Here is a 25684-nt window from a genome sequence, read left to right on the forward strand (position 1 = left end):
CTTAATGGCCGATACTACGGTCACGGCGAATTTTACGCTCCTCATAGAAGGCGACTACCGCTAGCATCACAATACCTACAGCGGTTGCGGCAAATAACAGATAGAAAGTATCTGACCAACCATGAAACGTGAAGCCCCCCACTGAGATACCTTTCCCTGTTGGATCAGCGATACGAGACACTAACACTTTTGCCATTCCATCGCCAAACAGATAACCAAAGAAGCCTGGAATGGAGTTCACTACCGCGGTTGCACATTTTGGTGCAAAGCCAATGATAGAGATGCCGATTAAGATCACAGGGCCAAAAATAAAGAATCCTTCAAAGAACAATGCAATATAAATGCCCCATACGCTGGACATATTTTGATAAGCGATTAATGGGAAAATCACTGAAATCATACATAACATACCGAGTAATGCGCGGCGACCGCCCATTTTATCGGACACATAACCCCAAGTGAGTGATCCTAGAAATCCACCTAATTCTAATGCCGTAATCGTACCTATCGCGGAAATATCATCCCAATCAAGCGCCATTTTGACATATGCCACACTCCAGTTATCAACACCAATACGGATGGTATAAACACAAAGATTGGCAAAACATAAAAACCAAACCGCCGGATTTTTCAGCACATATTTCACAAAAATTTCAGATTTTGACATACTCTCCGCGGCGGTATCATCTTTGGAGATTGGTTCATCAAAAATCTCTTCTGGCGTATTCCACCCTAACTCAGACGGATCATCTTTACCGAAGAACATCCCAAATGTAGCAATAACCCCAGCGAAAAGAATTGGGAAAATAAACATCCCTGCCACATTGCCATTAAAGGCATATTCCATACCAAATAATGCAATCGGCCCTGCTAAAATTGCCCCGATATTATGTGACGCATTCCACCAAGAGATAAAACGGCCTCGATTTTTTCTTGGCGTCCAACGGTTTATGGTTGAATTAGAGCAAGGGCCGCCCGGCGCTTGAAATAGACCCGTTAGCGCCCATAAGAAAATAAAGATCCCGAGAGAATGCCCTGACGAAAGTAAAAACATCCCGATAGCAAATGAAGAGGCACACGAGAGCATTAATAAGAAACTGAGTATTTTCTTGGTATTTTTACCGTCAATATAATACGAGAGTAATACACGGCCTAGACTGTATGTAATAGAGAACCCAAAGCCAACTGTGCCTAAATCACTTAATGTAAAACTGGTTTGTTCAATAATAAATGGGGTTGCTGCTTTGAAATTATAGCGAAGAAAATAGATCCCTGTATAAGCCAAACACATCACGATGAATGGCTCCATAAACTTTCTTAACCATAAATCACGTTGTACAGAGAGGGGTATTTTTCCTGCCGGTAGCCTTTTAATATCAAAAAACGAAAATTTAGAACTCATATTATTGACCTTTTACTAATTTTATTATTTTAATCTCTAAATGAGGCGAGTTGCTGATATACCCCAGGGCTAGATGCCAACACATAATTCCCTTTTAACAAGAAATCGTCCTTTTCTTTATAGTTATTCATGACACCGCCAGCTTCTTGAATTAACAATAAGCCCGCAAGGCAATCCCATGAATTTAAATGAGGTTCGTAATAACCAATTAATTTCCCAGCCGCCACATAAGCCAACATTAATGCGGCAGAGCCATTGCGTATAAACATTCCTTTTGCGTGGAGCAATTTATCGAGAAAAGGAATAATGTATTCAGGCGATAGACGCGTTGAAATACCAACACCAAATAAACCTTCATTCAGGGATTGAACAGCATTAACTTGGATAGATGATTGGTTTAAATAAGCGCCATGACCCGCCATTGCATGAAACAACTCCTCCTGTACGGGATCATACACAACCGCAATTTGTGTATTTTGTTGTTCATCCAAGAGGGCTATCGAAATACACCAAGAAGGCAATCCAAAAATAAATGCACTTGTGCCATCAATAGGATCAACAACCCAAGTATATTGCGATGCGCCTTGTGTATAACCCCCTTCTTCACCAAATAGAGCATCGAGGGGGTATTGCTGATGAATTTTCTCACGAATAAATTGTTCCGTATTTTTATCCGCAATAGTGACTAAATCCTGCCCATCCTCTTTTTTCTTTTCAATATTTAATTGGTTTCGGTCATGATAGTAAGATACGGCTAATTTGCCGGCTTCAATAACGACTTGTTGAATAAATGTATATCTCGCTGAAATCGCATTCATCCCCATCTCCAGATAATGAAATTAATGTTTCGAAATATATATTTAACGAATCGTACATTCTGTGATCGATTTCATGAGATGATGATTTAATGTAATTTTTATTTTATAAAATATATTTTATTGTTAATAACTTATTGTTGTAAAAAGAACATAAATAAAATTATCAAATTAACCCCATTATTTTTCGTTTTCTATTTTTTGTTTTTTTAAAACAAATTTTTCATAATTAACCCAAAAACAAATCTTTTTATGATGACTCAATACCGATTTTAAGCGATAACGCTAACGAGCCTTTTGTTAATGGCTCGCCTAAGTACCACTGGTTTTTGGATTTGCCATGAGATTATCTTTAACTGGCTAAATCAGATTTATTTTGTGATATGTTGTTTTGAGAAAATACTCGTCGATGGCTATTTTTCAATATAAACACAAAGACGTTTGTATTAATAGAATAAACAGATGGTCTAATATTATGTGAATTTAACATTAAGCAGTAAACAGAATTACTGTTAAAGATGTTGTATATAGAACAAGTACGATTACCACGGATATGACCTGAACATCCTTGTTATCAGGTCATGATGTAAAAATAATTTCAGGTCTTCGTTTGAGAAAGGTAATCAACAATATCCTGTAATCGATGCCATTTTACCCAGATATTATCGTTTAATCGTTGGCCAGTGTAATCTTCAATGGCGGTGATTAGCTCAAGCATTTCCAATGAATCAATATGTAAATCTAAAATTAAGGTCGAATCCATCGTAATGGGTTTATGGATCCCTGAATAGGCACGGATCGCTTTTATTTGCTCCGTCAGCCATGTTTGATGAATTAAATTATCTGTACTCATGACCCATTTCCTAATTTAAATCGCTGATCATCGCCGATATAACGTTTTTTCTGTGACAAATCTCTAGCCTGCCCACCTGACGTCGTATATACCCGATTATCCGTATTCACCTGCCAACGATATTTTTTCTTCGTCACATCGCTATCTGCTTTTTTCTCCGTGGTTTCAGTATAATGAATAGGCTGTGCTCCAACCGGTTCAGCACTCTCTTTTTCAATAACGACTGTTGCCGTTGGCTGCTCTTCCACAACCTGTGCCACCTTAGCGTGATAAATCCCACTTGCATGGCTGCTCAACGGAAAACTTGCTTTCGATTGAACAGCCGGTTTCTCTTTATCATCTAGTGATTGTTGTGTATCTAACTGGCGCGTAGCTTGTTCAGCCGCTAATGACGTGTCTTTCAGCACCATGGCAGAGCGATTTGCCACATCCAGCATATTGCTTAATTCAGTTGCCACTTGCTTTGCCGCATCCACTAAATGTGAATGGCTATTCGGTTGTATCTGAGCATCAAACAGATGATCTGTCTGTTGAGTCACTTGCTCTTCTAACGACTGAGAGTCGACTCCATCTACTGCTCTTTGTCGTTGTGCTGCAATGAGCTGTTGATCGGTCGGTTTTGCACTCTCAACCTTGGAATCACTCGCTCTATACTGCAACCTGCCTACAGGGTTTGTGCTTTGGTTAAATCCCCCGCTGGTGATCACAAATGGGGCAGTTTGTTGTGTATTTGGTAACCATTTACCATCCATTGTGCGTGTATACCCCCCCATTTGATGGCGAGGAGGAAGTTCAGGAGCCTCTTTTTCTTGATTGGATTGCAGCAGAATCGCCTCATTGACCCCTGTTTGTGGCTCAGTGCTCTCTGATGTTTCACCACTCGATTTATCTTTTAACGCTGGCTGGTGAGAGGCGCTATCATCAACTTGAGTGGCGTTATTTGGCGGTGTCGGGCTATCCTGTTTTACAATTTTCCCGTCACCGCTGAGCTGAACATGCAATTCAGTTCGGTAGGTTGTTGGGGTTTCCGCCGCTGGTGTCGCGGTTTTTTGCGCTATCGTCTTACTCGGCGCCGCCCGAAAAGAGGCCGCGCTGTCAATATTTACCGTCGTTGCCACACTACCATAACGACTCGGTGTATCGGACACCTTACAAATACAGTGAGGGCAAGCATAATTATTAGTTATATAATAATTATTGATGATCGGCGCTGACGTTTGGCTACTGGTTTGATATGGCACACCATCCACATCATCTGACTGCTGTGGATTGGTCAATAAAGTTGGCTGTTCTTGTCTTGTTGCTTTTGGTTTCATCTGTACAGGAGCATGATCTGCACTCGGTACACTCAACTTATTTACAAGAATAATTTCAATGTGTTCCTCTAAATTTTGAAAACATTGATTCAATCTATAATTCTTATTACTCCAAGATTTTAACTCTTGGCTCGACTTAACCCCACGCTCAAATCCTGTTAGTTTTTCCTGTACTAACGTTGGATTTAAAAAATGATTAACCAGTGTTGTATCATCAATCTGTTGAGCAGAGTCAAGACCTGCCATCTGCTTCAATTGACTATCAGTATAAGTTTCATTTAATTTAGCTTTAATCGCAGGCGTAACATATTCCGATAAAAACCGTGTTTGCAGTTTGCTTTCAAATTTAGGTAATAAATTGAATAATTCGCTACTTAAAGTTTTACTTGATACTTCCGCTGAGGACTTAGACATCACCGCAATATTTTTGGCAAGACTATTTAATACGGAAGAAGGAATTTCATCTTTGCTTAATAATGAAAAGGAAGTTAACACTGCATTGATATTATTCTTGTCTTCTCTTAGAACATTTACAATCATATCAGGTGTCAGATGATATTTTGCTACTAAATTGTCTGATGAGTTTTTTAATAATGTAAATAAGTTATTTGCTTTAGCACTATCAAGCTCACGATGTAGAACTTTACTACTTGCAAAAAAATTGATTCTTTTTCCCATTTGTATAGGGCTACTATCACCGATATTTAAAGCTCCATTCATAACATTTAACAATGTATGAGAGGATTCATTAGCCTGAATATTACTCCTATGCTCAACGGTGCTTCGCATAGTTGTAGAGGGAGAGATTGTTGGCATAGAAACTCCTTTTAATTATATAAATATAATTAGCCATTTCGATACAATAGAATAGAGCAGGGTATTTAAACCCCACTCTATTAAGATACATTGTCTTTAAACAGTTATGTATTAGCAAAACCTGCATTATATTGAAATAGGTCTTTTAATAACTGAATTAATAATTGAGTTAAAGTTTCAAAATGGCTATTATCTTGACGGAAAGCTTCTAATAAACGGGATACACTATTATTCACTGAATTTTTTTTACTATCAATCGCCGTTTGCATACTTTGGAACGCTTGGGAAATTAGGTCATCATCACCATCTAATCCAACACCATCAACTATTTTTTTTATTTCCTTGACAACATTAAAATCAGGGTAAATTTTAATTTTTCCATCTATTTCTTTCACAATAAAACCTTGCCCTTCTAATTTTTTCTTAAAAAAACTTGCCACCCCCTCTTTAGTAGATCTTGCCACCCCCTCTTTAAAAGATATAGAAGCGATAGGATTAATAAAATCGCTTATTCTATCATCATCAATAACTTTCTCTCTCCAAGCATCCCATGCCGTACCGGTTTTCGGTATAACATAATCCTTTAGAGCTATCATAAATTGATTATTAAACTTTGACCTATCAAAGCGTATCTTACCATCTTTTCCTGCTGAAATATAAGTACTCAATAAGCCTAATGCTTTATTAAGCGTTTCCATATATTTCGTCGCCCCTTTAGTTATTTCACCAAAGCTTTTTTGGTAGTTAGAGTTAATATTATCAATTAACCCCTTGATACTTTTAATGTGCGATCGGCCATCCTCAGTTTTTGTAATTTCCGCCGACATTGAGGCAATAAGATTACTGGTTTTATCCATTGAATCTTTAAATTCAAATTGTGCAAGTCTCGTTAGTGCCAAGATTTGCTCATGGTCTTGCATATTATTAGAAATCAGGTAATTATTTTTTTCAGGGTAGTCAACACCATATTGCTGCAGGATTTTTTCAGCTCGTTCCTCTATAGGGAGTTCTAAATCGGGGACAAATGTCCCCTGTAAATTCAGTGGAGATACCACGCTATCATCATGAGTTATTGTCGCTGATGATGGTGTCATCGAAGCAAGAGCTGATGGTTGGATAACAATATTAACTCCGTTCATACTCTAACCTCTGGTTGCAACAGCTTGGAATGTACGGATTTGCCCCTCAATAATTTCTTTTAAAATATCAAAGACTTTTTTCATCAAATCCAGAACAGTATCAATCTGTTTTTCTTTATCACTTGCTATAGCACGTGCAGTATCACCAATATCTTGTAGCACCATTTTTTGGGCTTCTAGTGCTTTCACCTCTATATTAAGCGCAGAAGTTACCAATTGACCTGCGTTATCGGATAAACGAGTCATTGTTTCAATAATGCTCGATTTCTTTTGGGTCTGGTTGGTAATTCGATCGAGTTGCAGTTGCTCCCGCTCCGCTTTTAACTGCAATCCTTTAACCTTATCTTGAACGTTAGTAACATGTAACTCATTTTGTTGATCAAGCGCTTTATTTCCCGTTTTTTTCATATATGGGCGACTGCTTTCAATCTCTGATTGTGCTTGAGTAGATAATTTATGCCTTTCGACACCGTGAACATTAATAGCTTTGGTTTGTTTCACTAATTGCTTAGTTTGTAATGCCGCCCCCGCAAGTGTTACACCCAGAGAAACCGCAAATCCCATCAGTGCTCCTTCAAATGCTTTTTTACCCTCTTGAATCGTTGTATCTGCTGCACTTTGCACCATTTGCGTTTTTAGCTTTAAAAAATCCGCTTGTAGTTGGCGATCAGCGGTATTAATAATCGATTTAATCTGGCTCAGTAGGTTACGTAGCTCCATTAAAATATCGCTACTCATAATGCCGATAAATTGGCTCTCTTTTATTGCGTCAAGTGACTGAATACCAGGTTTTACATCCTCACTATTTGCTTGAGCCACTTGCACATCTTTAATTGCCGAGGCTGCCAGCATTAAATTAACCCCTTGAGATAATTGCTTGATCTCGCTTTCGTCCAAATTAGCGATTGTTGGGAACATTTTTTCCAACTTGCTATTTTCTTCCGTTATCACTTCTCTGACGGCTTTTTCAACTTTGATTGCTGTGACGGCAATATGCTCCTGAAGGTTTGCATAAGCCGATGAAAATCCGCCTATGACTTTCGAGGTCTCTTCAAGCTCGACCTTGTTCATGTTTTTCACTTCAAACAGGAGTGATGGACTAACCGTCGTTTGCTCAGGGAGCTTTAATAACGGCTTATCTTGCGTTCGTAGCACAGTAATATCGACAGCATCTTTGATGGACACTTGCTGTGCTGGTGCTTGCGTTGACATCGTTTGAGTTTCGCTACCGGTTAAAGTAGTCAGCCCCTCAAGATTGCCTAACTTTTGGGTTGGAATAGAAAACGGCGTTGGTGAGGAAATAGTCGTCATAATAGAGTTCCTTAATGAAAATTAGGCATAATTAGAGAGATTGATTGAATTAGCTTTACGCTCATTTGATTGTTTCAATGAGGTCAGCGTGTCAGTAAATAGGTTATTAAACACCTCATATTGTTTTGACAGCATCTTAATCAGAGACTCAAGCAACTCATCGAGAACTTTAATGATTTCATCATTCATCATCATTTTGGCGAATAGCGTCTTAAGCTCTCGTAGTTGCGCGGCCCCTTCTAAGCGTAATGCTCCAACAGTCACCGCACTTGTCACCGACGTCGCAACACCAGCCCCTTTCGCACCAACTTCGACACGTGACGCTAATAGGCTCTGTTTGCCCAGTTTTTTCCCTGTATCAACGATATCAGCAACATCCTCAACCTGATCAGCGACTTTATCGACCACTTTCACCGTATCTTTGATGCTATCTGCTTGCTGATGCACCTTATCAACGGTTTTCACGGCATCCTTAATACCGTCTGCTTGTTCATTCACCTGATTAACCGTTTTTACTGCATGCTTAGCGCTGTCTGCCTGTTCATGTAACTTGTCGACCGCTTTTGCAGTATCTTTGATGCTATCAGCCTGCTCATGCGTCCTATCAACGGCTTTTGCGACATTTTTAATATCACGAGCCTTCCTCACGACCTGATTGGCTGTTTTAACGGTACTTTGTAACTCTTCCGCCGCATCGGCTAATTTAGTAAATTTCGTTAATACCACCATGTCATCCGCGGCTTTGCCTAACGTTTTAATTTTGCTGAGCAGGTTTTTAACGAGATTGACGATCGTATTCGCCATCGCCTTTAATGTGCTTTTCACGACAGTTTTCAGCGTATTGGCCGCAATTTTGACGACCGTTTTTACGGTATTGGCGATGTTTTTCACAAAAGAGGACATAGAAACCAAAGAGAGCGCCAGAAAAGCGACGGCTGCGACAACCATGCCAACAATGCTACCAATCTTTTTCGCCTCTTCGGCAGACATCCCAAACGATATCAACATATCCGTGACAACATTTGAAATTTCCGTCGCTAACATCTGCATTAAACTTGCATTACCCGTCTCTTCCAACACGATATCAGTGACAGAAATGGCGATACCGATTGCGGCAACGGCAAGGGTTAATGGTGCAGCCGCGCCGAATGTTGCGACTGTCGCAATAACAGAAACCGCTAACATGACGTAGCTAAAAATCTTACTGGCGCACGATGCGGCTTTATTGGCAGCATCTGCTTTACGCTGAGCCTCTTCGGCTTCTTTGGCTTTTTTCTCTGAATCTTTACGAGAGGCTTCGCTGATCTTAGCCATCACCTCTTCTTGCTCTTTCATATTGCGGATAGAGTTTTCATTCATCGCTTTTTTCAGCGATGCGGTTAACATGGTCAATAGAGCAAGCGTGTTTTCCCACTTTTCACCGTCGACTTCGACAGGGCGTGGTGCATTTTGGATAAATTTATTTAAAACGTCGCGATCACTATTAGCAGCCACAGTAAGTTTTTCTGCTGTCGAATACGCGGCCTTAAGATTGCTTTCAATCGTAGATAGTTTTAATTCTAAATCAGCAAGTTGGGTATTACTTTGCGCAAGCTGAGTCGTTAATTGTCCCCCCTGCTGTTTAAGCTCATTCACTTCCGTTGTTAGCTGTTCAATTAACTGAGTCAGTTTTTGCGCATCTTGCTTGTCATCGGCTGTTTTAGGGGGTTTTGGTATCCCACTTAAACTCGCTTTAGCAAAATCGAGTGCGTTCGTTTTACTGGCTAACGCCTGCTTATTTTCATTCAGTCGATTTTGCTGCTGGGTCTGTGTTTTCGTTAGCTCCTCTAACTCATTTTTGGTATTAGTATGGTCAACGCAAATAGCATTCACATCTTTTTCAGCTTGCTGTAGTTTTTCTGTATTTTTTACAAATGAATCTAATAACGCATTGCCATGTTGCCTCAGCGCATCGGATTCAATATTTAACTGATGCAGTTGATTACGTAATTCATTGATATTATTTTCACCTAATATCTTACGTATCGATGAGAAAGCCTCCATCATTGACACTCTTGCATTCACGCCTTTTTTCGGCTCTTGCAGTTGCGGCTGGCTTTCTAATTTACTGCGTTTCACTTGTTCATTTGATGTTAATTCTTCGCATGCGGTCTCCATACTTAACATCGCTTTGGCGATGTTATCCCCCATTTCTAATGGATTAACACCTTGCTGAAAGGCTTTGACTAGGCCTATCCTATCAGATGTTATATTGGTGATTGCTGCCATATTGTTTCCTCTACTTTATTGAAGAGTCTTTCTGCACTGAATCAGTCTTTTCAAGATTCTTTTTCAATGCATTAAGGTAAGCCTGAGATTTGGCTTTTAACTCACTATCGGTACTGCTATTACAAACATTTTCGAAACAGTGCAGTGCTGCACTGCTTTTTTTAAGCATCAAATTACATTGGCCAGCATGAAATAAAGGACGATAGTCATCCTTAGCCAATACAAAAGCTAATGCATAAAGTTCAGCGGCCTTTTCATAACGTTTAGTTAATTGGTAAACAGCGGCAAGCCCCATCACATAGTCGGTATTATAAAAATCATAAATACTCAAAAAGCGAAAAAAGGTTTCTGCTTCTTTTAATTTTCCTTGTTGATAAAACTCATAAGCGTAGGCATAGATGCCATCCATCATCTCTTGTGAAATACCATGAATATCTTTATAAGTTGCCCCAGACATTAATGCCGACGTAACATCATTAAGCAATTCATCCATATCTATAGACTGTTTTTCTTTGTTACTCATATATTCACCTTATAAAAATGTAGGATATATGACGCAATATCATTAATAATTGCATCATAACTATTCAAAACTGAATTTTCTTATAAAAAACGATATTATCGACAAATGGTTAATTTAACTGTCTTTATCTTCCTGAATGATTTTTCTCTCATTTATTAGTTTCATTGATTCTTCATCGAGATCTATTCCCATCTTTTCTAATTCAATGCGAATTAACCAATTGATGATCCGCATTACATCCTGCAAACCATGCTCATCAATAAAACTATCTTTCCGATAATAGCGCCATATTTTTCTAGCTAATGGAATATCACGGACAACAGGAACGCCTTGTTGCTCGGCATATCGAACAATCATTTTTGCCTGTAATCCATGGCTTTTAAATAATAAAAAAGGTAATGGCGCAATATCATTATTATAATAAATTAACATTGCAATATGCGTCGGGTTTGCCATCACAAAAGTCGAGTTACGCACATTGGATTTCACCTCTTCCGACAATATTTCCTGATGCAGCCCTTTACGAGCGCTTTTTAAGTGAGGATCCCCTTCATTATCTTTATACTCTTTTTTCACTTCCTGTTTTTCCATTTTTAATCCCTTAATAAACAAGAAGAATTCTGTGACCACATCCACTAAGATGATAAATAACGCAACGGCTAAAAAAACGACAACAAAGGTAGCGCACAGCCCCACCCATTGATAAATCACTCCATTTATCGTGCTACGATACAGCAAGAAAATGTCATGCCGCCAAAGAATAAAAAATACCATGGCCGAGATAGAAAATACGATCAGATAAAGAAATGCTTTAATTAATTCCTTAAGAGAATTCAGTGAAAATATTTTCTTAATCCCTGAAATTGGATTGAGCTTTGAAAAATCAATTTTAATGGCTTCTGTTGCTAAGCGGAAACGACTTTGTAATAAAGAAAGTATCGCTCCTGAAATAAAACAGGCGAGTAGTACAGGAATAACTATTTTTAGAAAAGCACCAATAAACTCCCTTAATAATATATTGATATTAATATTATAAGGTGATAACAAAATACGTTTCATCAATCCAGCTATTTCAAATAAACTGGTTGTTCCTGTGATTACATAAACGCTAACGACTAACACTAATGCCGCAACACTGTCTTTACTTTTAAAGCTTTGCCCTTTTTTAGCAGAATCTTTAATTTTTTTCTCGGTAGGTTTTTCGGTTTTCTCTGCCATTTTATATGTGCTCTATGCTGGGTCCGATAATATAAAGATGTCATGTAATGGAGAGGTTGAAATCATATTAACCAAGATATCAGGCACTTCATTCTGAAAATAGAGCAAAAAAACAGCAAATGCGATAATTGACTTAATGGTTAAAGATAAAGAAAACGCATTTAACTGTGGGCAAAAACGTGAATATAACCCCAATGCAGCTTCACTAATAAATAGGGTAATGAGAATAGGTGCCGCCAATATAATCGCTTTTACCACCATTTGGTTCATCCATTCCCCTAATGGCAAACTATTAAATTGGGAAAAACCTGCCGCAAACGGTAATAGCTGATAACTTTGTGCAAATGTTTTAACTAATAATAGCATGCCACCTTGCGATAAAAAGACCATACACACGATATAACTAATAAAGACCGCAAGTTCTGACGCTTCACTGCCACTGGCAGGATCCACAATACTGCTAATTGTTTCACCACGCTGAGTATCAATCAGCTCACCGATAATATTCGCTATCATAAACGGTAAAGCTAAAATAAGTGCCGTGATTAACCCTACCGCTAATTCATACAGCACTATTTCCATAAAACCAACACGCTCTTCTTGAAGATTATGAGTCGATAGCAGTGGCCAGAGTCCTAATACAATATAGACAGTCACACAGTTTTTAATCATACCGCTACTGAGTAACTTGTTACTCAAAAAAGGTAAAAAGAAGAGTGTTGGAGCAATACGTACCCAAGCGATAGCTAATGTGATTAACCCTTCCTGAAAGGTAAAATACATGGACGAATAAAAAGACAGTATCTCTTGATTCATCCCAAAAGCCCTATTGCTGGAATGGCTGTCGTTAACACTTCTAACGCATAATTCATCACTTTATCTGCCAGCCAGCCTGAAATCATAAATAACGAGCCAAACACCGCCAGCAATTTAATCCCAAAAGGAAGCGTCTGCTCCTGTAATTGCGTAACCGTTTGGATTAACCCCACCAGCAACCCAACCACTGTCGCCACAATAACAGGGATAGCGGATAACATAACAATCAATAACATTGCTTTATTGCTGCTATAAATAATCTCATCCATTCATCGTATCCTTGTTATTGCTGTGCCAATTCAAGATATTGCATCACTAACCCTTTCGAAATCAGTGACCATCCATCAATAGCGACAAACAGGATCAATTTAACTGGCACCGAAATAGTGACTGGGCTCATCATCATCATACCGAGAGCTAACAGAATGCTAGATATCACCAGATCAATCACAACAAAGGGTAAATAGATATAAAAACCAATTTCGAATGCTGACTTAACTTCACTCAGTGCATAGGCAGGTAATAGTGAAAATAGTGTGGCTGAATGCGCTTCGGCGTCCATTGGCTTTTCATTTCGCTGCTGTTGTACTGATTCGAAAAATTGCACCAGTTCAGGATCAGAATATTTTTGTAAATAGGCCTTATAGCGCCCTAAGCCGCCATCAACAAAATTATCGACCGATTCCACATTGCCAAAATCCACCTTCTCTTCACGCATATAATGGCTAATGTCTTGCACCACTGGCATCATGACAAAAAGGGATAACAACATCGCGATGCCATTTAAAGCCATGGTTGAGGGAACCTGTTGAACCCCCATGGCATTACGTACCATGATTAATACGATCGATATTTTTAAATAACAGGTGCCTGCCGCAATAATAAACGGCAGTAATGTGGCCAGTGAAACCAGTGCCAACATGGGTATTTCGTTGGATACAATGGACATGTTATGGCCTTTTATCACCCAGATGAGCAAGGCGAGTAATTTCTAAGCCTAACTCGTCACTCTCACCGATATAAATCAGCTCTCCCTCAGCAATGAGCTGCTTATTGGCATACACTTTGACTTCACGCTCTTTATTTTCACCAATCGAATATACGGCTCCCGGCTGAATATCGGCTAACTCATTCAGCGTAATTTCAGTCTGACCAAGTACAAACGTTAATTTGATTGTCATCGCATTCACATCGAATGGTTTCACAACCTCATCTGAAAAGGTTTCTTCTTGTAATAACGCACTCTCATCGGCAATAGGGGCGATCGTCTCTTCAATCATAAATTGACCTTCTTGTTGTTTTTGAAAACGGGCAAAAGGGCGCCCTGCGATTGACATATTCAGCAGTAATTGCTGAATACAAAACACATCATGCAACTGGATAGATTGCAGAAGTTTTGCGCTAATATAGCTATAGCCCAATACCCAATCCGCTTGTAACTTAAGCTTATGCAACGCAAATTGTTGTTTTGATTGTTTTGCTAACCCTTCTATTGGTGAAGGTAACAACACCTGGCCCAAAGCCGGCTCTTGCACACATAACCAAGGCTTTGCAGGGCTATCATCAATAATTTCGAGTGAACCACAACGGAAATGCTCGGAGAAAAAGCGCATTCCACGATTTTCAGTCGTAAATAGACTGATTAAGTTATCCTCATCAATGCTATTCCAAGCATAATGCGTGAAAGCGGGCCAATGGTGGTGACACCAACGTTCCACATTGACCAGTGCATGTACTTTTTCCGTGTGACTGATTAACGTCAGTTGGAAATAGCGCTCCCCCTGTCTGGGGGAGACGGTTTCCAAATCAGGTTGGTAACATTGCTGCCAAGCGCGTACTTGGAGTGCTCGCTGGCTAATACGACGAATATTCAACATGATTAATGATCTTCTTGCTCAGACTGTTGTTGCCTTTGTTGGCGCTGTCGCTCATGACGCGATTCTTCATCACGAATTGATAACGGATGATCGCTGCGTAAAAGGTGCTGATTTTCATGTAACGCACGATGAACTTCCGGGCTAGTGGTGGTAGCCAATAGTTCACTGCCTCTAGTGGCTAACTCAAATGTCACCGAAGGGCTGTTCTGCCATTGATTAAAGGTATAAGTGAGGCGGCTTCCTTCAATTTGTGTCACTTTATTCTCTGTCGCTGCCGCCATCGCTTCTGTGCCCATATCTAGGGTGGAATTTGCTTTATTTGTGGGTTGACGAGATTGCACCATCGGAGCTATTTGCCCCTTTTCATTGCAAGTCGTAGTGGCTAATGGTGGTATCACCCAATCAGGGGAGTCATCGATTTCCAATTGCGGATATGGCTGGCTAATCTTAGGCACTGTATCGCCTTCATCTATTTTTTGTGATTGCGCTGGCTGAACAAGCGGCAATGAGGAGGGCGTACTGTACTGCCCCTGATCTGCCACTGAAATAGAAGCCAAAGATGGTGACGGTGACATTGGTCGTGCGGTTATTTCGGATTGAGGCAAAATCCGGCTTTCATGCGTAGGCAGAGATAGCGCTGGCGCTTGGAAAGAGAGGGGGGATACAGACATCGCCTCTCGAGTAACTGACGTTGTTTTTACGCCTAGCGGTATTGGCATTTCATGATGGGTTTCATGGTGAATATGCAAATCATTTTGCTCTACTTCACGATGTTTAATCTGCGTTGATGGCGGCAATGCGTGCTTATTGTGCTCTGCTCCTTGCCATTTTTTTGGCTGAGGCGCTAAAGCTGTTATTGACGCTTGATGTCTCACCACATTTTTATTTGTATTTGCAGAGATAGATAAATTTGCATTGGTTTCTACAGAGACCGTTTCAGCAGTATTTGATAACCGATTGCTCTCTTGTTGCCAGTGAGTTTTCCCGATAACACCTTGCCCAATCGCAACATGATTAGGAACTAATGGCGCATCAATAAGCGCTTTATCGGTCGAATCACCCTTACTGTCCGACGATATTTCTGTCATCGGTAGCGCCCTATGTGACAGCGATGCTTCTATCACGGGTAATTCACGGTGTGATTGGGCAGCTTTCACACCCGCCGTTGCATTGATACCCAATTGGCAAAATGCCATCATTTTTTCCGCCGTTTCAGTATGGCGTAGGTGCACAGGTAACTGCGCCAATAATAGCGCTAAGCTGTCTTCCATTTCTTTCTTGCGTCGTTTTTGTGGTGGCGACGTTTGTGCTTTCTTCGAAGCGACCTCCGCCATACGCTGTTTAATTAGCGACTTGCTATCGGGTTGTTTACCTTTTGCTAATGGGAAGGCAGCATGGTTTTCCGCTACCCTAGTACTCGGTTCATTCAACGCCAGTTTTACTGTTGCCATAGGCGGACAACTCCTCAATTTCATTTTGTTGCTGACGTTCCGATTTTAAACGCCGAGCACGGTGTTGCTGCTTGAGATAATTTTGGAATTTCTCGCACTTGTTACGTAACGCAAACATACGCACAACAATATTTTTTCGTGATTGCTCATACCGAGTCATTTCCGTATTAATTGACTCCGTTTGGTATTGAAGATGAGCAATTTCCGCGAGCAAAGCGGCTTTCAGCCTTTGGCTCTCCCAAAAAGCCATTTTGCTCAGTTCGGCGGATTGCTCATATAACGCGATTTGTGTCGTCAATATCGCAATACGCGATTGAATATCCGTTAATTGTTGTTGTAGCGCACGGATTGCTGACTGCACTTGCCATTGTTCCTGTTTAGCGCGATCAAGGCGTCTTTCCGTTAACGTAAGAAGACTTTTAATCATCAGGAAGCCAAATAGTCGAGGCGGTTTAATACAGTTTCGAAATGCTCAGCTTCATCCATCTTTTGTTGCAAGAACTGTTCAATATCTTCTTTTTTATCCAAAGCATTGTCGTTGTCTTCACTTTCCCCACGTTGGTATTCGCCAAGCTCCAAATACAGCTGAATTTGTTCTAGCCTAGATAGACGATCACGCACTTTTGTTGCGGCTTGGCGATGTGTATCCGTCGTGACTTTTTGGAATACACGACTAATGCTGTGCAAAATATCAATCGCTGGGTAATGCCCCTTTCCCGCCAACTTATGGCTAAGATAAATATGCCCATCAAGAATCGAGCGAATTTCATCACCAATAGGGTCTGACTCTTCTTCACTTTCTAGCAATACGGTATAAAAGGCGGTAATTGAGCCTTGCTGCATACGACCTGGGCGCTCAAGCAACATAGGCAGTTGCTCAAACACCGACGCTGGGTAGCCTCGTCTTGCTGGAAGTTCCCCCGCCGCCAAAGCAACATCACGTAATGCTCTGGCGTAACGTGTCATTGAATCGACAAATAACAAGACATGTCGATTACGGTCACGGAAATATTCCGCGATTGTCGTAGCAAGCAACGCCGCATTACACCGCTCTATCGGTGGGCTATCGGAAGTGGCATAAATAAGCACCGTTTGGGCTGCATGAGGAGAGGCTTGTAACTCCTCAATAAATTCAATGACCTCTCGGCCACGCTCACCGATTAAAGCAACAACATGGATATCCGCCTTCGCGTGGTTAATAATCATATTCATTAATGAAGTTTTGCCGCTTCCTGCCGCAGCGAAAATACCAATACGCTGCCCAAGACCACAGGTTAATAAGCCATCTATCGCACGGATACCGGTGATAAGTGGTTCATCAATCGGACGCCGAGATGTCACGCTCGCGGGTGGACTATCAATACGCATTAGTCTTGAGTCAGGGCAGAACGCTGTTTCGGCTGTATGACCGAGCACACCAACCTGCTCACCCGCCGCATCAAAAATTTTACCGGCAAGCTGCTCATGCATTTCAAACACGAAAGGTAGGCCCGTTGGGCGGATCACCACATCACGCGTTAACCCTTGTGCTCGACCAATTAAGCTGAGCACAGTTAAGCCCTCTTTAAACCCCACGACTTGTGCTTTTGCTATGCGCTCTTTTGACGTTATCGAGCGTTCAACAACACAGATCTCACCAATAAAAACTCCCTGCAAAGGGGCTTCCATTAAACAGCCATGAATGCGCGCAGGGTGCGCGCAAGAATCAAAAAGCTTCATGATTTAATTAGCTAATACTGTTTGGAATTGATTACTACGCTCAAAGAACTCTTCAAAGCTGTCAGCAAACTGTTGAGTATCGTTTAAGGCTGACTCTTTCATCACAGCCGAAAGCACCAAGCTATTATCAATAAGATTCAATGCCGGTTGCCCCAATTGAAAATTGCGAGGTGAATATTCCACGATCATGCTCAGTAGCATATGCGCCATTGAATCAAATTTTGCGGGACTATATTCAGCAAGGTGACACCAAATAATTAAATCATCACCAGAAAGATCGATATTAATCGCTGGCGAGTCATTCATTTCTAATTGAATATTTGAATGACAGTCGAGTTGTGGATTAATTAGATCACTACGGCCCATTGAATTTAAAAATGTATTTAATGCTTCTACAAAGCGGTATTTCATAAGAAATTTCCTTATATTGTCTTAATAATATTCACTTTCACCATTTCAGATACCTCATTAAATGAGAGCACCTCTAATTCAGGAAAGCGTCCTTCAAGGATTTTTTTCACAAAACGACGTATATCGACCGGCACCAGCACATTAATATCTCGAATAGATAAATGGCTATTTTCGAGGGCTAGCTCGGCAGCTTGAATTAATTCATTGGTCTTTTCTGGTTCTAAATGCAAATAGACTCCCCCAGAAGATTGACGAATGCCTTGGCGAATGGTGTCTTCAAAAACAGAATTCACCATAAGCACATTTAAGCGGCCATCAATGGCAAAACGGGAAGAGATATAGCGCGCCATTGAGGTTCTGACATGTTCAACGAGCATTAAGCTATCTTTCTCTCTTGGCACCCATTGCACGAGAGTTTCAATAATGAGTTTCATATTACGCACTGAGATTTTCTCCATTAATAAACGCTGGAAAACCTCTGTCACCTTTTGCACCGTCGCGTGTCGATAGCACTCTTTTAATAGCTCAGGGTATTTGCCTTCTAAATCATCTAGTAAGTTTTTCGTTTCTTGGATCCCAAAAAACTCATTAATATGACGCAGCAATAGTGTACTAACGCAATCAATCATTTCGGTCACATCATCGCGCACCATCAAACCAAGCTGTTCAATATGTTCGTGATCTTGCTTGCCACACCAAGAGCTAATTGCGCCATACTCATCAGTAAAATGGGTCAGCGTTATGCCTAAATATTCCAATTCATCACTCATGGTTAATAAGCGAAATCCACCGAAACAGATATCGTATTCACCTGCTTTAACTTCATTAATTAAAATGATGATTTTGTTATCTGGAACGATAGGTGAATAATTAATGGCAATATCGGGTATCCGGTAACCATAACGAACAAACACATCCTTTTTCATACGAAACAAAAAGTTTTTTTCTTCGAGCTGTTTTTTATATTGCTGATTAACCGAAATAATAATCGGCAAGGTTTCAGGAATATATTCAGGCTCAAAACGGCTATTTTCCCTTTGTGTTTCCCCTTCGGTGACTTCCGAATCGACACTCACCTGCTCAGTTTGTGATATCTGCTTATTCTTCTCTTTACGCGTTTTCCAAAAACGAACAAAAAATAGTACTGATAGCAAAGAGGCTAAAAAGAGAAAAATAGCAGTAGGGAAACCCGGCAGGAACCCCATAAATAAAACGATGAAGGCAGTAATAAGAATCGTAAAATTATTCGCAAATAACTCAGAAACGATATTTTGACCTAAGTTTTTATCATTGCCTCCAACGCGAGTCACAATAAAGCCTGCACTAATAGAGATAAGCAGTGCTGGGATCTGTGCCACCAAACCATCACCGATGGTTAAGAGTGAGAATGTATTCAGAGCCGATGACATATCCATGCCCTGCTGTGCAACACCCACAGAAATTCCCCCGATCAGATTGACAAAAATAATGACAATCCCTGCAATCGCATCCCCTTTAATAAACTTCATTGCACCATCAAAAGAACCAAATAATTGACTCTCTTTTTCTAAGTCGCCGCGCCGCTCTTTCACCGTCGATTCATCAATCACCCCTGCCCGTAAGTCGGCATCAATACTCATTTGCTTACCCGGCATTGCATCGAGGGAAAAACGTGCTGCCACTTCAGCAATACGTTCAGACCCTTTCGTGATCACAATAAATTGCACTATGGTCACAATGGCAAACACCACCATACCGACCACTAAATTATCTTGGATCACAAACTCACCAAAGGTGGCAATAATATCGCCCGCGTCAGCCTCCAATAAAATCAAGCGGCTCGTGCTAATAGATAATGCGAGACGAAATAATGTGCTTATTAATAAAATAGAAGGGAATGATTGAAAATTTAATATGCGAGTAATATAGAAAGAGCTCATAAAAATGAGCACCGATATCATAATATTCAAGCCAATTAATAAATCGACCAATATTGTTGGTAATGGAATAATCAGCATGGCGATGACCATCACCATAATAACTAAGACCATCAATTCTGGGCGATTGCGGATCGCCAAAAGAAATCCCGTAAATTTATTCATGCGGTTTCTGTTCCTTATTTAGCAAACCGTTGCGCATCATGATTTCCTCTTGTGCCTTCACATAGTCCATATATATTTTCAATTGATTGAGCAGCTCTTCTCGTGCTTCCAATGATTGAAAAATTGCGGTGGGTATTGTTCCAAATGCCAAAATTAATAATTGTAAAAAACGCGCCCGTAAGTCCGTGCTCATCGCCCCTAACTGTGATGAAATAAATAACAACAAATTCTCTTCAAATTGCGCTTGGTTACGAATACCACTGGTAAAGAGCTGACTGAGCTTTTTAGCAAACTCAGAATTAATCAGTTGGCTGTGCTGCCGAAAAAGCCCCGATTGGAAAAATTGTTGGGTGAACACATGCTCAAGTGACTGCAATTCACGTAACCGCCCGACACGGAGAAAATAATCACCAAATTCACTAATATTAATATCGCCCAATGGCAGGGCTTGTAGATCACACGCCAGCGCTCTGCTTAAATAACGCATAATATTTTCGCGCTCTTGGCTTTCCATCTCCTCAACCCACTGCTCATATAGATAAACTACAGGGCCGTCATAACTAAGAAACTCACGATATAACATGCGTAAGTTCCCTGCGGATTGCTTAATTTTTTGCGCAAACGCCTTCGCAATCAGTGCAATATTTATCCCCGCTTGAGTGCTTCTATCGCTATCCTCAGCGTTAAGTTGTTGCTCCAGCTCTTTTAGTTGTTCGAGTTGCTCAGCCTTCAATTTCCCTCGATTGATTAAGGCCGCAAGCGCCATTAACAAATCGCTAGGGTCGGCAAAAAAGCGCAATAAAAATGCTCTTAGCTCTTTAGGAGTCATAAACTGCCGATTAAGCGCACTTTCAACATGTAAAATGGTTTCATCGGCATGCTCATCAAGGATGCGCTCAGCAAATTGCATCCAATCTTCGGTTTCTCCTTGTTTAGAGCCACTTTTTTTTACATGGCTCGCCGCCAACATCGACATTGAGGCATATTCCCCAGCACTATCGATAACCCCTTGACCGCGCAATACTTCGTCCGAATCATCACTGGTTTTTGATGATCGACTCTTTTCGTGTGAACTGCTCACTATGCGGGAACCAAAGCCCAAAGGCGTTATTGCCATGGTTGCTCCATATAGGTTTTCAAAAATTTAACGGTACTGTGCAACTGCCCGTTTTGTTCTTTAATACGCTGATTTTCCGAGAACTGACGCCCATCCCATACTTCGTTTTCGTCCAATAAACGCGGTTGGATCAAAAACAATCGCACCATTTTTTGCTTATTAACGGAGGTATGACTAAAGAGGCCGCCGATCAGTGGGATATCCCCCAATAAAGGAATATGACTTTCATTTTCAACCACTTGTTCTCGGGTGTATCCCCCAATTAATAAACTGCTATTTTGCGCAATACGCGCAACCGTATTGATAGTCGTACGATTAACAGATGGAAGGCCTTCCACATTCGAAACCTCACCACTTTTTGATTGTTTTTCACCGCCGTCTTCAATATTCACTTCCATCTCAACTTGATGACCAGATGAAATACGCGGCATCACACTCACCATGGTGCCGTAAGTGACTTGCTCCAAGGTGGCAATACGTTCCCCTTGTAACTTGGCATAAAAACTGGTGTTGTTATCAAATAAGGCAGGAATGTTCTCTTGGGTTAGCAGAACAGGACGAGAAACAATATGACCATTACCGCTTTTGCTTAAGGCATCAACGCGTAACAGAAAATCCGTACTGTTTGATAACGTGCTGCGATTAAAAGAAAATGCCGTGTTCCCCGTATTAATCGTGCCAACTTCCCAATTGACGCCTAAATTATCCAATTCACTACGCGTGATATCGATAATCCACAGTGATAGCTCAACTTGGCGGCGACGCGTATCTAACGTTCTAACCAGTTGGCGAACATAACGAATTTGTTCAGGGGAACCTTTAACAATTAGACTGTTACTATCAGGGTGAGCCACCAAAGAAAAAGGCACATTTGATGATGAAGAGTGACTAAATGTCGCTAGAGACTCAGAAGCTTCACCGATGGGTGCATCCATCAAGGCATCAATATCATCTCCAACCTTCTCTTTGGGAGTTATTTTTTGCGTCGGTACGGCGCCGGTCGGCGTATCTTTGAATAGCTCACTGATAACTGACAGCATGCCCGGCACCGTGATGTTATTACCGCGCAACGCATAGTTTCTATCTGTCACAGAAGCATATTTTACGGGGATCACTGCCAACTCCCCCCCAGATAACGACTCCTGCTTAACCTGCTCATCAAGATACAACGTAGCGGCTTTTATCAATTCAACATATAACGGTGGCCCAGAAACAAATAGCAGGCTATTTTCCCCTTGAGTACGGACAGGAAAACGCGGGTCGTAGATCCCATTTTTCTTAATATAATTGAGGACTTGTTGGCTACTGGCATTATTCATCGGAATAATTGCACTACGCATTTCGCTATTATCATAAACATAAATCGCTGCACCATCGTCATACCAAACCAGCGCAATACGGCGAGTTAATGCTTTAAACATTTCATCGGCATTCGCTAAATTAAAATTACCTGTAATGCGTTTTTGTGCCGCAAGTTTGCTGAGAATAATCGGCTTATTCAGTCGCTCAGCGATAGAATCAAACACTTTTCCTACCGCAATATTATTGGCGACAAAGGTCTCCTGACCCATTTCCTGTTTAACCGGCTCTGCTGTGATCACTGTCGTTTGCGCTAAACTATGATCCACACTCAGTAAAAAGAGTGACAATAAGATCACTCCGCCTCTTTTACTGCTCATATAATTTTGCTCCAAGGTGCCTAATATCAGAGGGAGTTAACCCTAGCTCTTTTTTAATATCGTTAGTAAAATGCGATGCGGAGCAATAACCCGCTTCCAACCCAACATCAAGTATTGAATTATCGCTTTCAATTAATTTCAAAATGGCTGACGCCATTCGCACACTCATAATTTTTCTTTTTGCTGTTTTATTAAAGTTTTCTCGATATAGCTGCCTAAAATAAGAAGCCGACACGCCATACCTTGCACATAGCTGGTTAATATTGGCATTTTTATCTTTTTCGGCGGCAGAAAGTAAAAAACGCATAATGCCGTATGCTTCATAGCGCCTTAATATATTGCACCATGAATAAAACTGAGGTTGCCGTTGAATAATCAAATCAATAACAATATTCTTTATTGAATATTCGGAAAAAATATCACTTGATAGATGAATAACTTCATCTTCTTTATTATCTGATGAGGTTATTTCGTTTTCTGCAAGAAATGATTGCCCCATTGCGGTATCAATAACAGCAAGAACTTCAATGACCTCAGAAAGTAGCATTGAATGAATAAACCAGCCCTTTTTATTAATAGAAGTAATATCTGATGATGGGAATACAAATAAAGATTGCCCCATTACCTCTACTTTTTTACCCGAATAGGGAGAATGAAAAATTAACGCTGTTTCCTCAGCGTTAGGTATCGCTAAAACTAAGCTGTCTTGTAAAGAGAAGCAGCCTTCTTTATTTTCAAGTAATGCCGCAATATTTGTATTCACCATGATGTTTCTACTTTATCTAAAGAGAATCAATAGCGCTAAAATGGCGGAAAATGCATCATGGCACAAAGGAATAATCCGGAATAACTCATACTCGATATCTAACATAATAGGTCAGAATGATTAAGATAAATTCTACTGACGGAAATGCAGTTATCAGTTTTACTAGCGCCAATTTCTTGTCATTGGAATTTACTTTATGAAAGATACAAATAGCCGCGCTTGTATAATGAAAATTGCTAGCGGCCCCATGAATGGACATGAGCTAATGTTAACTGCTGACGCTCATTTGATTGTTATTGACCCGAATGTTGAATACCACACAGAGGTCGATAATGATGGGCTTATGACTTACTATATCCCTAGTGAATCAATACATTACGAACTAGCTATCACAACAGAGGATGGTTCGAATGATCATATCAATGATGCCGATGAACCAATATTTTATCTTCATATCAATGATGGTATAAAATCAAAGTCTATTCCTATCCCCTTTCAAGAATTAATATTGGCCGACACATTTCCTATTGCAATAAAACCAATTGATGCACCATGGAACCTATCAACTCGTGAGCCTGCATTACCTGAAATTTGTATTGAAAATGACAGTCAACCTATGCTGGAATCCAAATTAACCAAGAAAAATTTTATTTTCTTTGGGCTATTTGTTTTAACTATTTTTTCAATAATTCTAGTTATTCAATACTACTCTGGAAATAATTCTTTAAAAAAGATAAACACTGTCGAAAACATTCTACAAGGCAGCCATTATCCCATCATTGTGACTCTGAACCAGCAAGGTGAAACCTTAATTTTAGTGCGAAATCAGCGTGACGTCGACTGGAGTATTCAACGCCTAAGAAAAGAGCATTATTCTGAAAAGTATCAGATAACAAAAATAGCTCAGTTGGAAAGTGAAATTGAGAATAAAATTTCCGAAAACGTACCGAGTTTATTAAAGGTTGATTTAAGTAATCCTTGTCACCCTATTGTTAGAAAAGCCAATAAACAGGCAACCACTAAGGATGAAAAAATCATTAATAATATTATGAAAGGTTATCTTGGCTGCTATAAAAACAGTGAAATTTTGACCGTCAATTTAGACGAACTGATAAAAAAGGCGGAAATAGGATTAACAGAAAGTAACGTTCCGTGGAAACGAGTTGATAAAGATAATATGACCATATTTATTGTTCAAGGAAGTTTGGATGATAAACAGATATCGTCTACTGTTCGGCTCGCGGATCAATTTATTAATCAATGGGGAAATCAGCATATTCAGTTTTCAATTTCTCTGGCAACGAATCAACTAACAGGGAAATCATTTATCCGTAACGATCAGGGTTTTATTATTTTAGGCCATAACCATTGGTCGTTTAATTCAAACACAATTAATTAATGAGGTGATATATGTCAGATTCAGGTATTCCAGGTATTAATAAAGACACGGGTAATTGGGAGTCATCCGCATTCGAAACGCCGGTGGCTGGTGATAAAAACTGGGGAATGATGTATCGCAGTAGTGCGAATGTCAGTAACCGAGCCAAAGAGTTCGCCGATGAATTAAAAGACATACTTGATGGTAAGACGACAACACCTGATGGTAAGACGGTAAAGTTAGAAGTCGATAACCCACTGACTCTCGGAAAAATTACCGCTTTAAGTGGTAGCTACAATATGGCAAGACAGTTACAAAGCAACTTAATGAAATCCATTAAAGATACCGCTCAAGCCATTATCCGTAACGTTTAATTTCACAATAGAGCATCGCTTTGTGGGTGCTCTACCTTTTAGGAGCCTATGATGATACAGCCTATTAATCGATCCGTTTTCATGTCAATGATGTTAGATAATACTACTGACAGCGTATCGACTCAATCTCTTGAAAGTACGGTTAGATCTCTTTATGCACAATATTCTGTTGAAGTACAAAATAAAAAAGAGGCCCTTTTTCACCAAGCCGATACCATAGATGTTAGCAATCCCATTGATGTGATGAATATGCAAAATTCAATCGCCCAATACAGTTTAGGCCTCAATTTTGTGTCGACCCTCACCCATAAAGCCACAGGTGCTATTGATACTCTACTAAAAGCCCAATAAGTC

The 25684-nt window shown here is 40.2% G+C and carries 24 protein-coding genes; 3 read left to right on the forward strand and 21 right to left on the reverse strand.

Features of this window, described 5'->3' with window-relative positions; all coding sequences use genetic code 11:
- Nucleotide 1 precedes the first annotated feature (1 nt).
- The 21 genes from uhpT to PR675_RS15135 all read right to left on the reverse strand — a co-directional run bounded on the left by uhpT (nt 2) and on the right by PR675_RS15135 (nt 23578).
- The gene (gene uhpT / locus PR675_RS15035) at nt 2–1402 is read right to left on the reverse strand and encodes a hexose-6-phosphate:phosphate antiporter (protein ID WP_004926266.1); all 1401 of its coding nucleotides are present in this window, start codon (nt 1400–1402) and stop codon (nt 2–4) included.
- A 29-nt stretch (nt 1403–1431) separates the two neighbouring features.
- A complete protein-coding gene (locus tag PR675_RS15040; protein WP_060561528.1) occupies nt 1432–2220 on the reverse strand; it encodes an inositol monophosphatase family protein in 789 nt (262 codons plus the stop codon).
- A gap of 595 nt (nt 2221–2815) precedes the next feature.
- Complete coding sequence (locus tag PR675_RS15045) at nt 2816–3070, reverse strand: acyl carrier protein (protein ID WP_004926263.1); 255 nt, start codon at nt 3068–3070, stop codon at nt 2816–2818.
- On the reverse strand, nt 3067–5202 hold the full coding sequence (locus PR675_RS15050; RefSeq protein ID WP_060561527.1) for a hypothetical protein: 2136 nt from the start codon (nt 5200–5202) through the stop codon (nt 3067–3069). Before PR675_RS15050 ends, PR675_RS15045 begins: the two co-directional genes overlap by 4 nt.
- Before the next feature lie 104 nt (nt 5203–5306).
- Nucleotides 5307–6341 (reverse strand): hypothetical protein, encoded by a 1035-nt coding sequence (locus tag PR675_RS15055; protein ID WP_060561526.1) that lies wholly within the window; start codon nt 6339–6341, stop codon nt 5307–5309.
- Nucleotides 6342–6344: 3 nt separating this feature from the next.
- Entirely contained in the window at nt 6345–7652 is a 1308-nt protein-coding gene (locus tag PR675_RS15060; RefSeq protein ID WP_060561525.1) for a hypothetical protein, read from the reverse strand.
- A 21-nt stretch (nt 7653–7673) separates the two neighbouring features.
- Nucleotides 7674–9920 (reverse strand): type III secretion system translocon subunit SctE, encoded by a 2247-nt coding sequence (gene sctE / locus PR675_RS15065; RefSeq protein WP_060561524.1) that lies wholly within the window; start codon nt 9918–9920, stop codon nt 7674–7676.
- Nucleotides 9921–9930: 10 nt separating this feature from the next.
- Entirely contained in the window at nt 9931–10443 is a 513-nt protein-coding gene (gene sicA, locus PR675_RS15070) for a type III secretion system translocator chaperone SicA (protein WP_014657088.1), read from the reverse strand.
- Nucleotides 10444–10557: 114 nt separating this feature from the next.
- On the reverse strand, nt 10558–11661 hold the full coding sequence (locus PR675_RS15075) for an EscU/YscU/HrcU family type III secretion system export apparatus switch protein (protein WP_040132647.1): 1104 nt from the start codon (nt 11659–11661) through the stop codon (nt 10558–10560).
- 12 nt (nt 11662–11673) lie between these two features.
- The gene (sctT, locus tag PR675_RS15080) at nt 11674–12477 is read right to left on the reverse strand and encodes a type III secretion system export apparatus subunit SctT (RefSeq protein WP_036942348.1); all 804 of its coding nucleotides are present in this window, start codon (nt 12475–12477) and stop codon (nt 11674–11676) included.
- Nucleotides 12474–12746, reverse strand: coding sequence for a type III secretion system export apparatus subunit SctS (sctS, locus tag PR675_RS15085; protein ID WP_004926250.1), 273 nt, complete (start codon nt 12744–12746; stop codon nt 12474–12476). Before sctS ends, sctT begins: the two co-directional genes overlap by 4 nt.
- Before the next feature lie 14 nt (nt 12747–12760).
- Nucleotides 12761–13426: an EscR/YscR/HrcR family type III secretion system export apparatus protein gene (locus PR675_RS15090; protein ID WP_053110275.1), complete on the reverse strand. Its 666-nt coding sequence runs from the start codon at nt 13424–13426 to the stop codon at nt 12761–12763.
- Between the two features lies 1 nt (nt 13427).
- Entirely contained in the window at nt 13428–14354 is a 927-nt protein-coding gene (locus PR675_RS15095) for a FliM/FliN family flagellar motor switch protein (RefSeq protein WP_014657093.1), read from the reverse strand.
- A 2-nt stretch (nt 14355–14356) separates the two neighbouring features.
- Nucleotides 14357–15805, reverse strand: a complete 1449-nt coding sequence (locus tag PR675_RS15100; protein ID WP_060561523.1) for a SpaN/EivJ family type III secretion system needle length determinant — start codon at nt 15803–15805, stop codon at nt 14357–14359.
- Nucleotides 15777–16232, reverse strand: coding sequence for a hypothetical protein (locus PR675_RS15105; RefSeq protein WP_004926241.1), 456 nt, complete (start codon nt 16230–16232; stop codon nt 15777–15779). Before PR675_RS15105 ends, PR675_RS15100 begins: the two co-directional genes overlap by 29 nt.
- Nucleotides 16232–17524, reverse strand: a complete 1293-nt coding sequence (gene sctN / locus PR675_RS15110; RefSeq protein WP_036942361.1) for a type III secretion system ATPase SctN — start codon at nt 17522–17524, stop codon at nt 16232–16234. The genes PR675_RS15105 and sctN overlap by 1 nt, the downstream gene beginning before the upstream one ends.
- Nucleotides 17525–17527: 3 nt before the next feature.
- Nucleotides 17528–17935 carry a type III secretion system protein gene (locus PR675_RS15115; protein WP_014657096.1) on the reverse strand — a complete coding sequence of 136 codons (408 nt, stop codon included), beginning with the start codon at nt 17933–17935 and terminating at the stop codon, nt 17528–17530.
- 11 nt (nt 17936–17946) lie between these two features.
- Nucleotides 17947–20016: an EscV/YscV/HrcV family type III secretion system export apparatus protein gene (locus PR675_RS15120; RefSeq protein WP_004926235.1), complete on the reverse strand. Its 2070-nt coding sequence runs from the start codon at nt 20014–20016 to the stop codon at nt 17947–17949.
- The gene (gene sctW / locus PR675_RS15125; protein ID WP_036942367.1) at nt 20009–21133 is read right to left on the reverse strand and encodes a type III secretion system gatekeeper subunit SctW; all 1125 of its coding nucleotides are present in this window, start codon (nt 21131–21133) and stop codon (nt 20009–20011) included. The genes PR675_RS15120 and sctW overlap by 8 nt, the downstream gene beginning before the upstream one ends.
- A complete protein-coding gene (sctC, locus tag PR675_RS15130; RefSeq protein ID WP_004926229.1) occupies nt 21124–22812 on the reverse strand; it encodes a type III secretion system outer membrane ring subunit SctC in 1689 nt (562 codons plus the stop codon). Before sctC ends, sctW begins: the two co-directional genes overlap by 10 nt.
- Nucleotides 22802–23578 (reverse strand): helix-turn-helix domain-containing protein, encoded by a 777-nt coding sequence (locus PR675_RS15135; protein WP_004926225.1) that lies wholly within the window; start codon nt 23576–23578, stop codon nt 22802–22804. The genes sctC and PR675_RS15135 overlap by 11 nt, the downstream gene beginning before the upstream one ends.
- Before the next feature lie 196 nt (nt 23579–23774).
- Here PR675_RS15135 and PR675_RS15140 point away from each other — a divergent pair, with 196 nt between their 5' ends.
- The 3 genes from PR675_RS15140 to sctI are packed head-to-tail and all read left to right on the forward strand — an operon-like array spanning nt 23775 to nt 25681.
- A complete protein-coding gene (locus PR675_RS15140; RefSeq protein WP_060561522.1) occupies nt 23775–24977 on the forward strand; it encodes a PrgH/EprH family type III secretion apparatus protein in 1203 nt (400 codons plus the stop codon).
- A gap of 11 nt (nt 24978–24988) precedes the next feature.
- The gene (locus PR675_RS15145; RefSeq protein WP_040132644.1) at nt 24989–25330 is read left to right on the forward strand and encodes a type III secretion apparatus needle protein; all 342 of its coding nucleotides are present in this window, start codon (nt 24989–24991) and stop codon (nt 25328–25330) included.
- 51 nt (nt 25331–25381) lie between these two features.
- Nucleotides 25382–25681: a type III secretion system inner rod subunit SctI gene (gene sctI, locus PR675_RS15150; RefSeq protein WP_014657099.1), complete on the forward strand. Its 300-nt coding sequence runs from the start codon at nt 25382–25384 to the stop codon at nt 25679–25681.
- Nucleotides 25682–25684: the final 3 nt, after the last annotated feature.

The organism is Providencia sp. PROV261, assembly GCF_028477945.1.
In the GTDB taxonomy this organism is placed as follows: Bacteria; Pseudomonadota; Gammaproteobacteria; order Enterobacterales; family Enterobacteriaceae; genus Providencia; species Providencia stuartii.

Coding starts and splice junctions, on each gene's coding strand:
- sctE (WP_060561524.1), bottom strand. CDS start 9,920: ATGGCAGCAATCACCAATATAACATCTGATAGGATAGGCCTAGTCAAA.
- PR675_RS15115 (WP_014657096.1), bottom strand. CDS start 17,935: ATGAAATACCGCTTTGTAGAAGCATTAAATACATTTTTAAATTCAATG.
- PR675_RS15095 (WP_014657093.1), bottom strand. CDS start 14,354: ATGTTGAATATTCGTCGTATTAGCCAGCGAGCACTCCAAGTACGCGCT.
- PR675_RS15075 (WP_040132647.1), bottom strand. CDS start 11,661: ATGGCAGAGAAAACCGAAAAACCTACCGAGAAAAAAATTAAAGATTCT.
- PR675_RS15105 (WP_004926241.1), bottom strand. CDS start 16,232: ATGATTAAAAGTCTTCTTACGTTAACGGAAAGACGCCTTGATCGCGCT.
- PR675_RS15050 (WP_060561527.1), bottom strand. CDS start 5,202: ATGCCAACAATCTCTCCCTCTACAACTATGCGAAGCACCGTTGAGCAT.
- sctC (WP_004926229.1), bottom strand. CDS start 22,812: ATGAGCAGTAAAAGAGGCGGAGTGATCTTATTGTCACTCTTTTTACTG.
- sctW (WP_036942367.1), bottom strand. CDS start 21,133: ATGGCAATAACGCCTTTGGGCTTTGGTTCCCGCATAGTGAGCAGTTCA.
- PR675_RS15135 (WP_004926225.1), bottom strand. CDS start 23,578: ATGGTGAATACAAATATTGCGGCATTACTTGAAAATAAAGAAGGCTGC.
- sctN (WP_036942361.1), bottom strand. CDS start 17,524: ATGAAGCTTTTTGATTCTTGCGCGCACCCTGCGCGCATTCATGGCTGT.
- PR675_RS15120 (WP_004926235.1), bottom strand. CDS start 20,016: ATGAATAAATTTACGGGATTTCTTTTGGCGATCCGCAATCGCCCAGAA.
- sctT (WP_036942348.1), bottom strand. CDS start 12,477: ATGAATCAAGAGATACTGTCTTTTTATTCGTCCATGTATTTTACCTTT.
- PR675_RS15090 (WP_053110275.1), bottom strand. CDS start 13,426: ATGTCCATTGTATCCAACGAAATACCCATGTTGGCACTGGTTTCACTG.
- PR675_RS15140 (WP_060561522.1), top strand. CDS start 23,775: ATGAAAGATACAAATAGCCGCGCTTGTATAATGAAAATTGCTAGCGGC.
- sicA (WP_014657088.1), bottom strand. CDS start 10,443: ATGAGTAACAAAGAAAAACAGTCTATAGATATGGATGAATTGCTTAAT.
- sctS (WP_004926250.1), bottom strand. CDS start 12,746: ATGGATGAGATTATTTATAGCAGCAATAAAGCAATGTTATTGATTGTT.
- PR675_RS15100 (WP_060561523.1), bottom strand. CDS start 15,805: ATGGCAACAGTAAAACTGGCGTTGAATGAACCGAGTACTAGGGTAGCG.
- PR675_RS15145 (WP_040132644.1), top strand. CDS start 24,989: ATGTCAGATTCAGGTATTCCAGGTATTAATAAAGACACGGGTAATTGG.
- PR675_RS15060 (WP_060561525.1), bottom strand. CDS start 7,652: ATGACGACTATTTCCTCACCAACGCCGTTTTCTATTCCAACCCAAAAG.
- PR675_RS15040 (WP_060561528.1), bottom strand. CDS start 2,220: ATGAATGCGATTTCAGCGAGATATACATTTATTCAACAAGTCGTTATT.
- uhpT (WP_004926266.1), bottom strand. CDS start 1,402: ATGAGTTCTAAATTTTCGTTTTTTGATATTAAAAGGCTACCGGCAGGA.
- PR675_RS15055 (WP_060561526.1), bottom strand. CDS start 6,341: ATGAACGGAGTTAATATTGTTATCCAACCATCAGCTCTTGCTTCGATG.
- sctI (WP_014657099.1), top strand. CDS start 25,382: ATGATACAGCCTATTAATCGATCCGTTTTCATGTCAATGATGTTAGAT.
- PR675_RS15045 (WP_004926263.1), bottom strand. CDS start 3,070: ATGAGTACAGATAATTTAATTCATCAAACATGGCTGACGGAGCAAATA.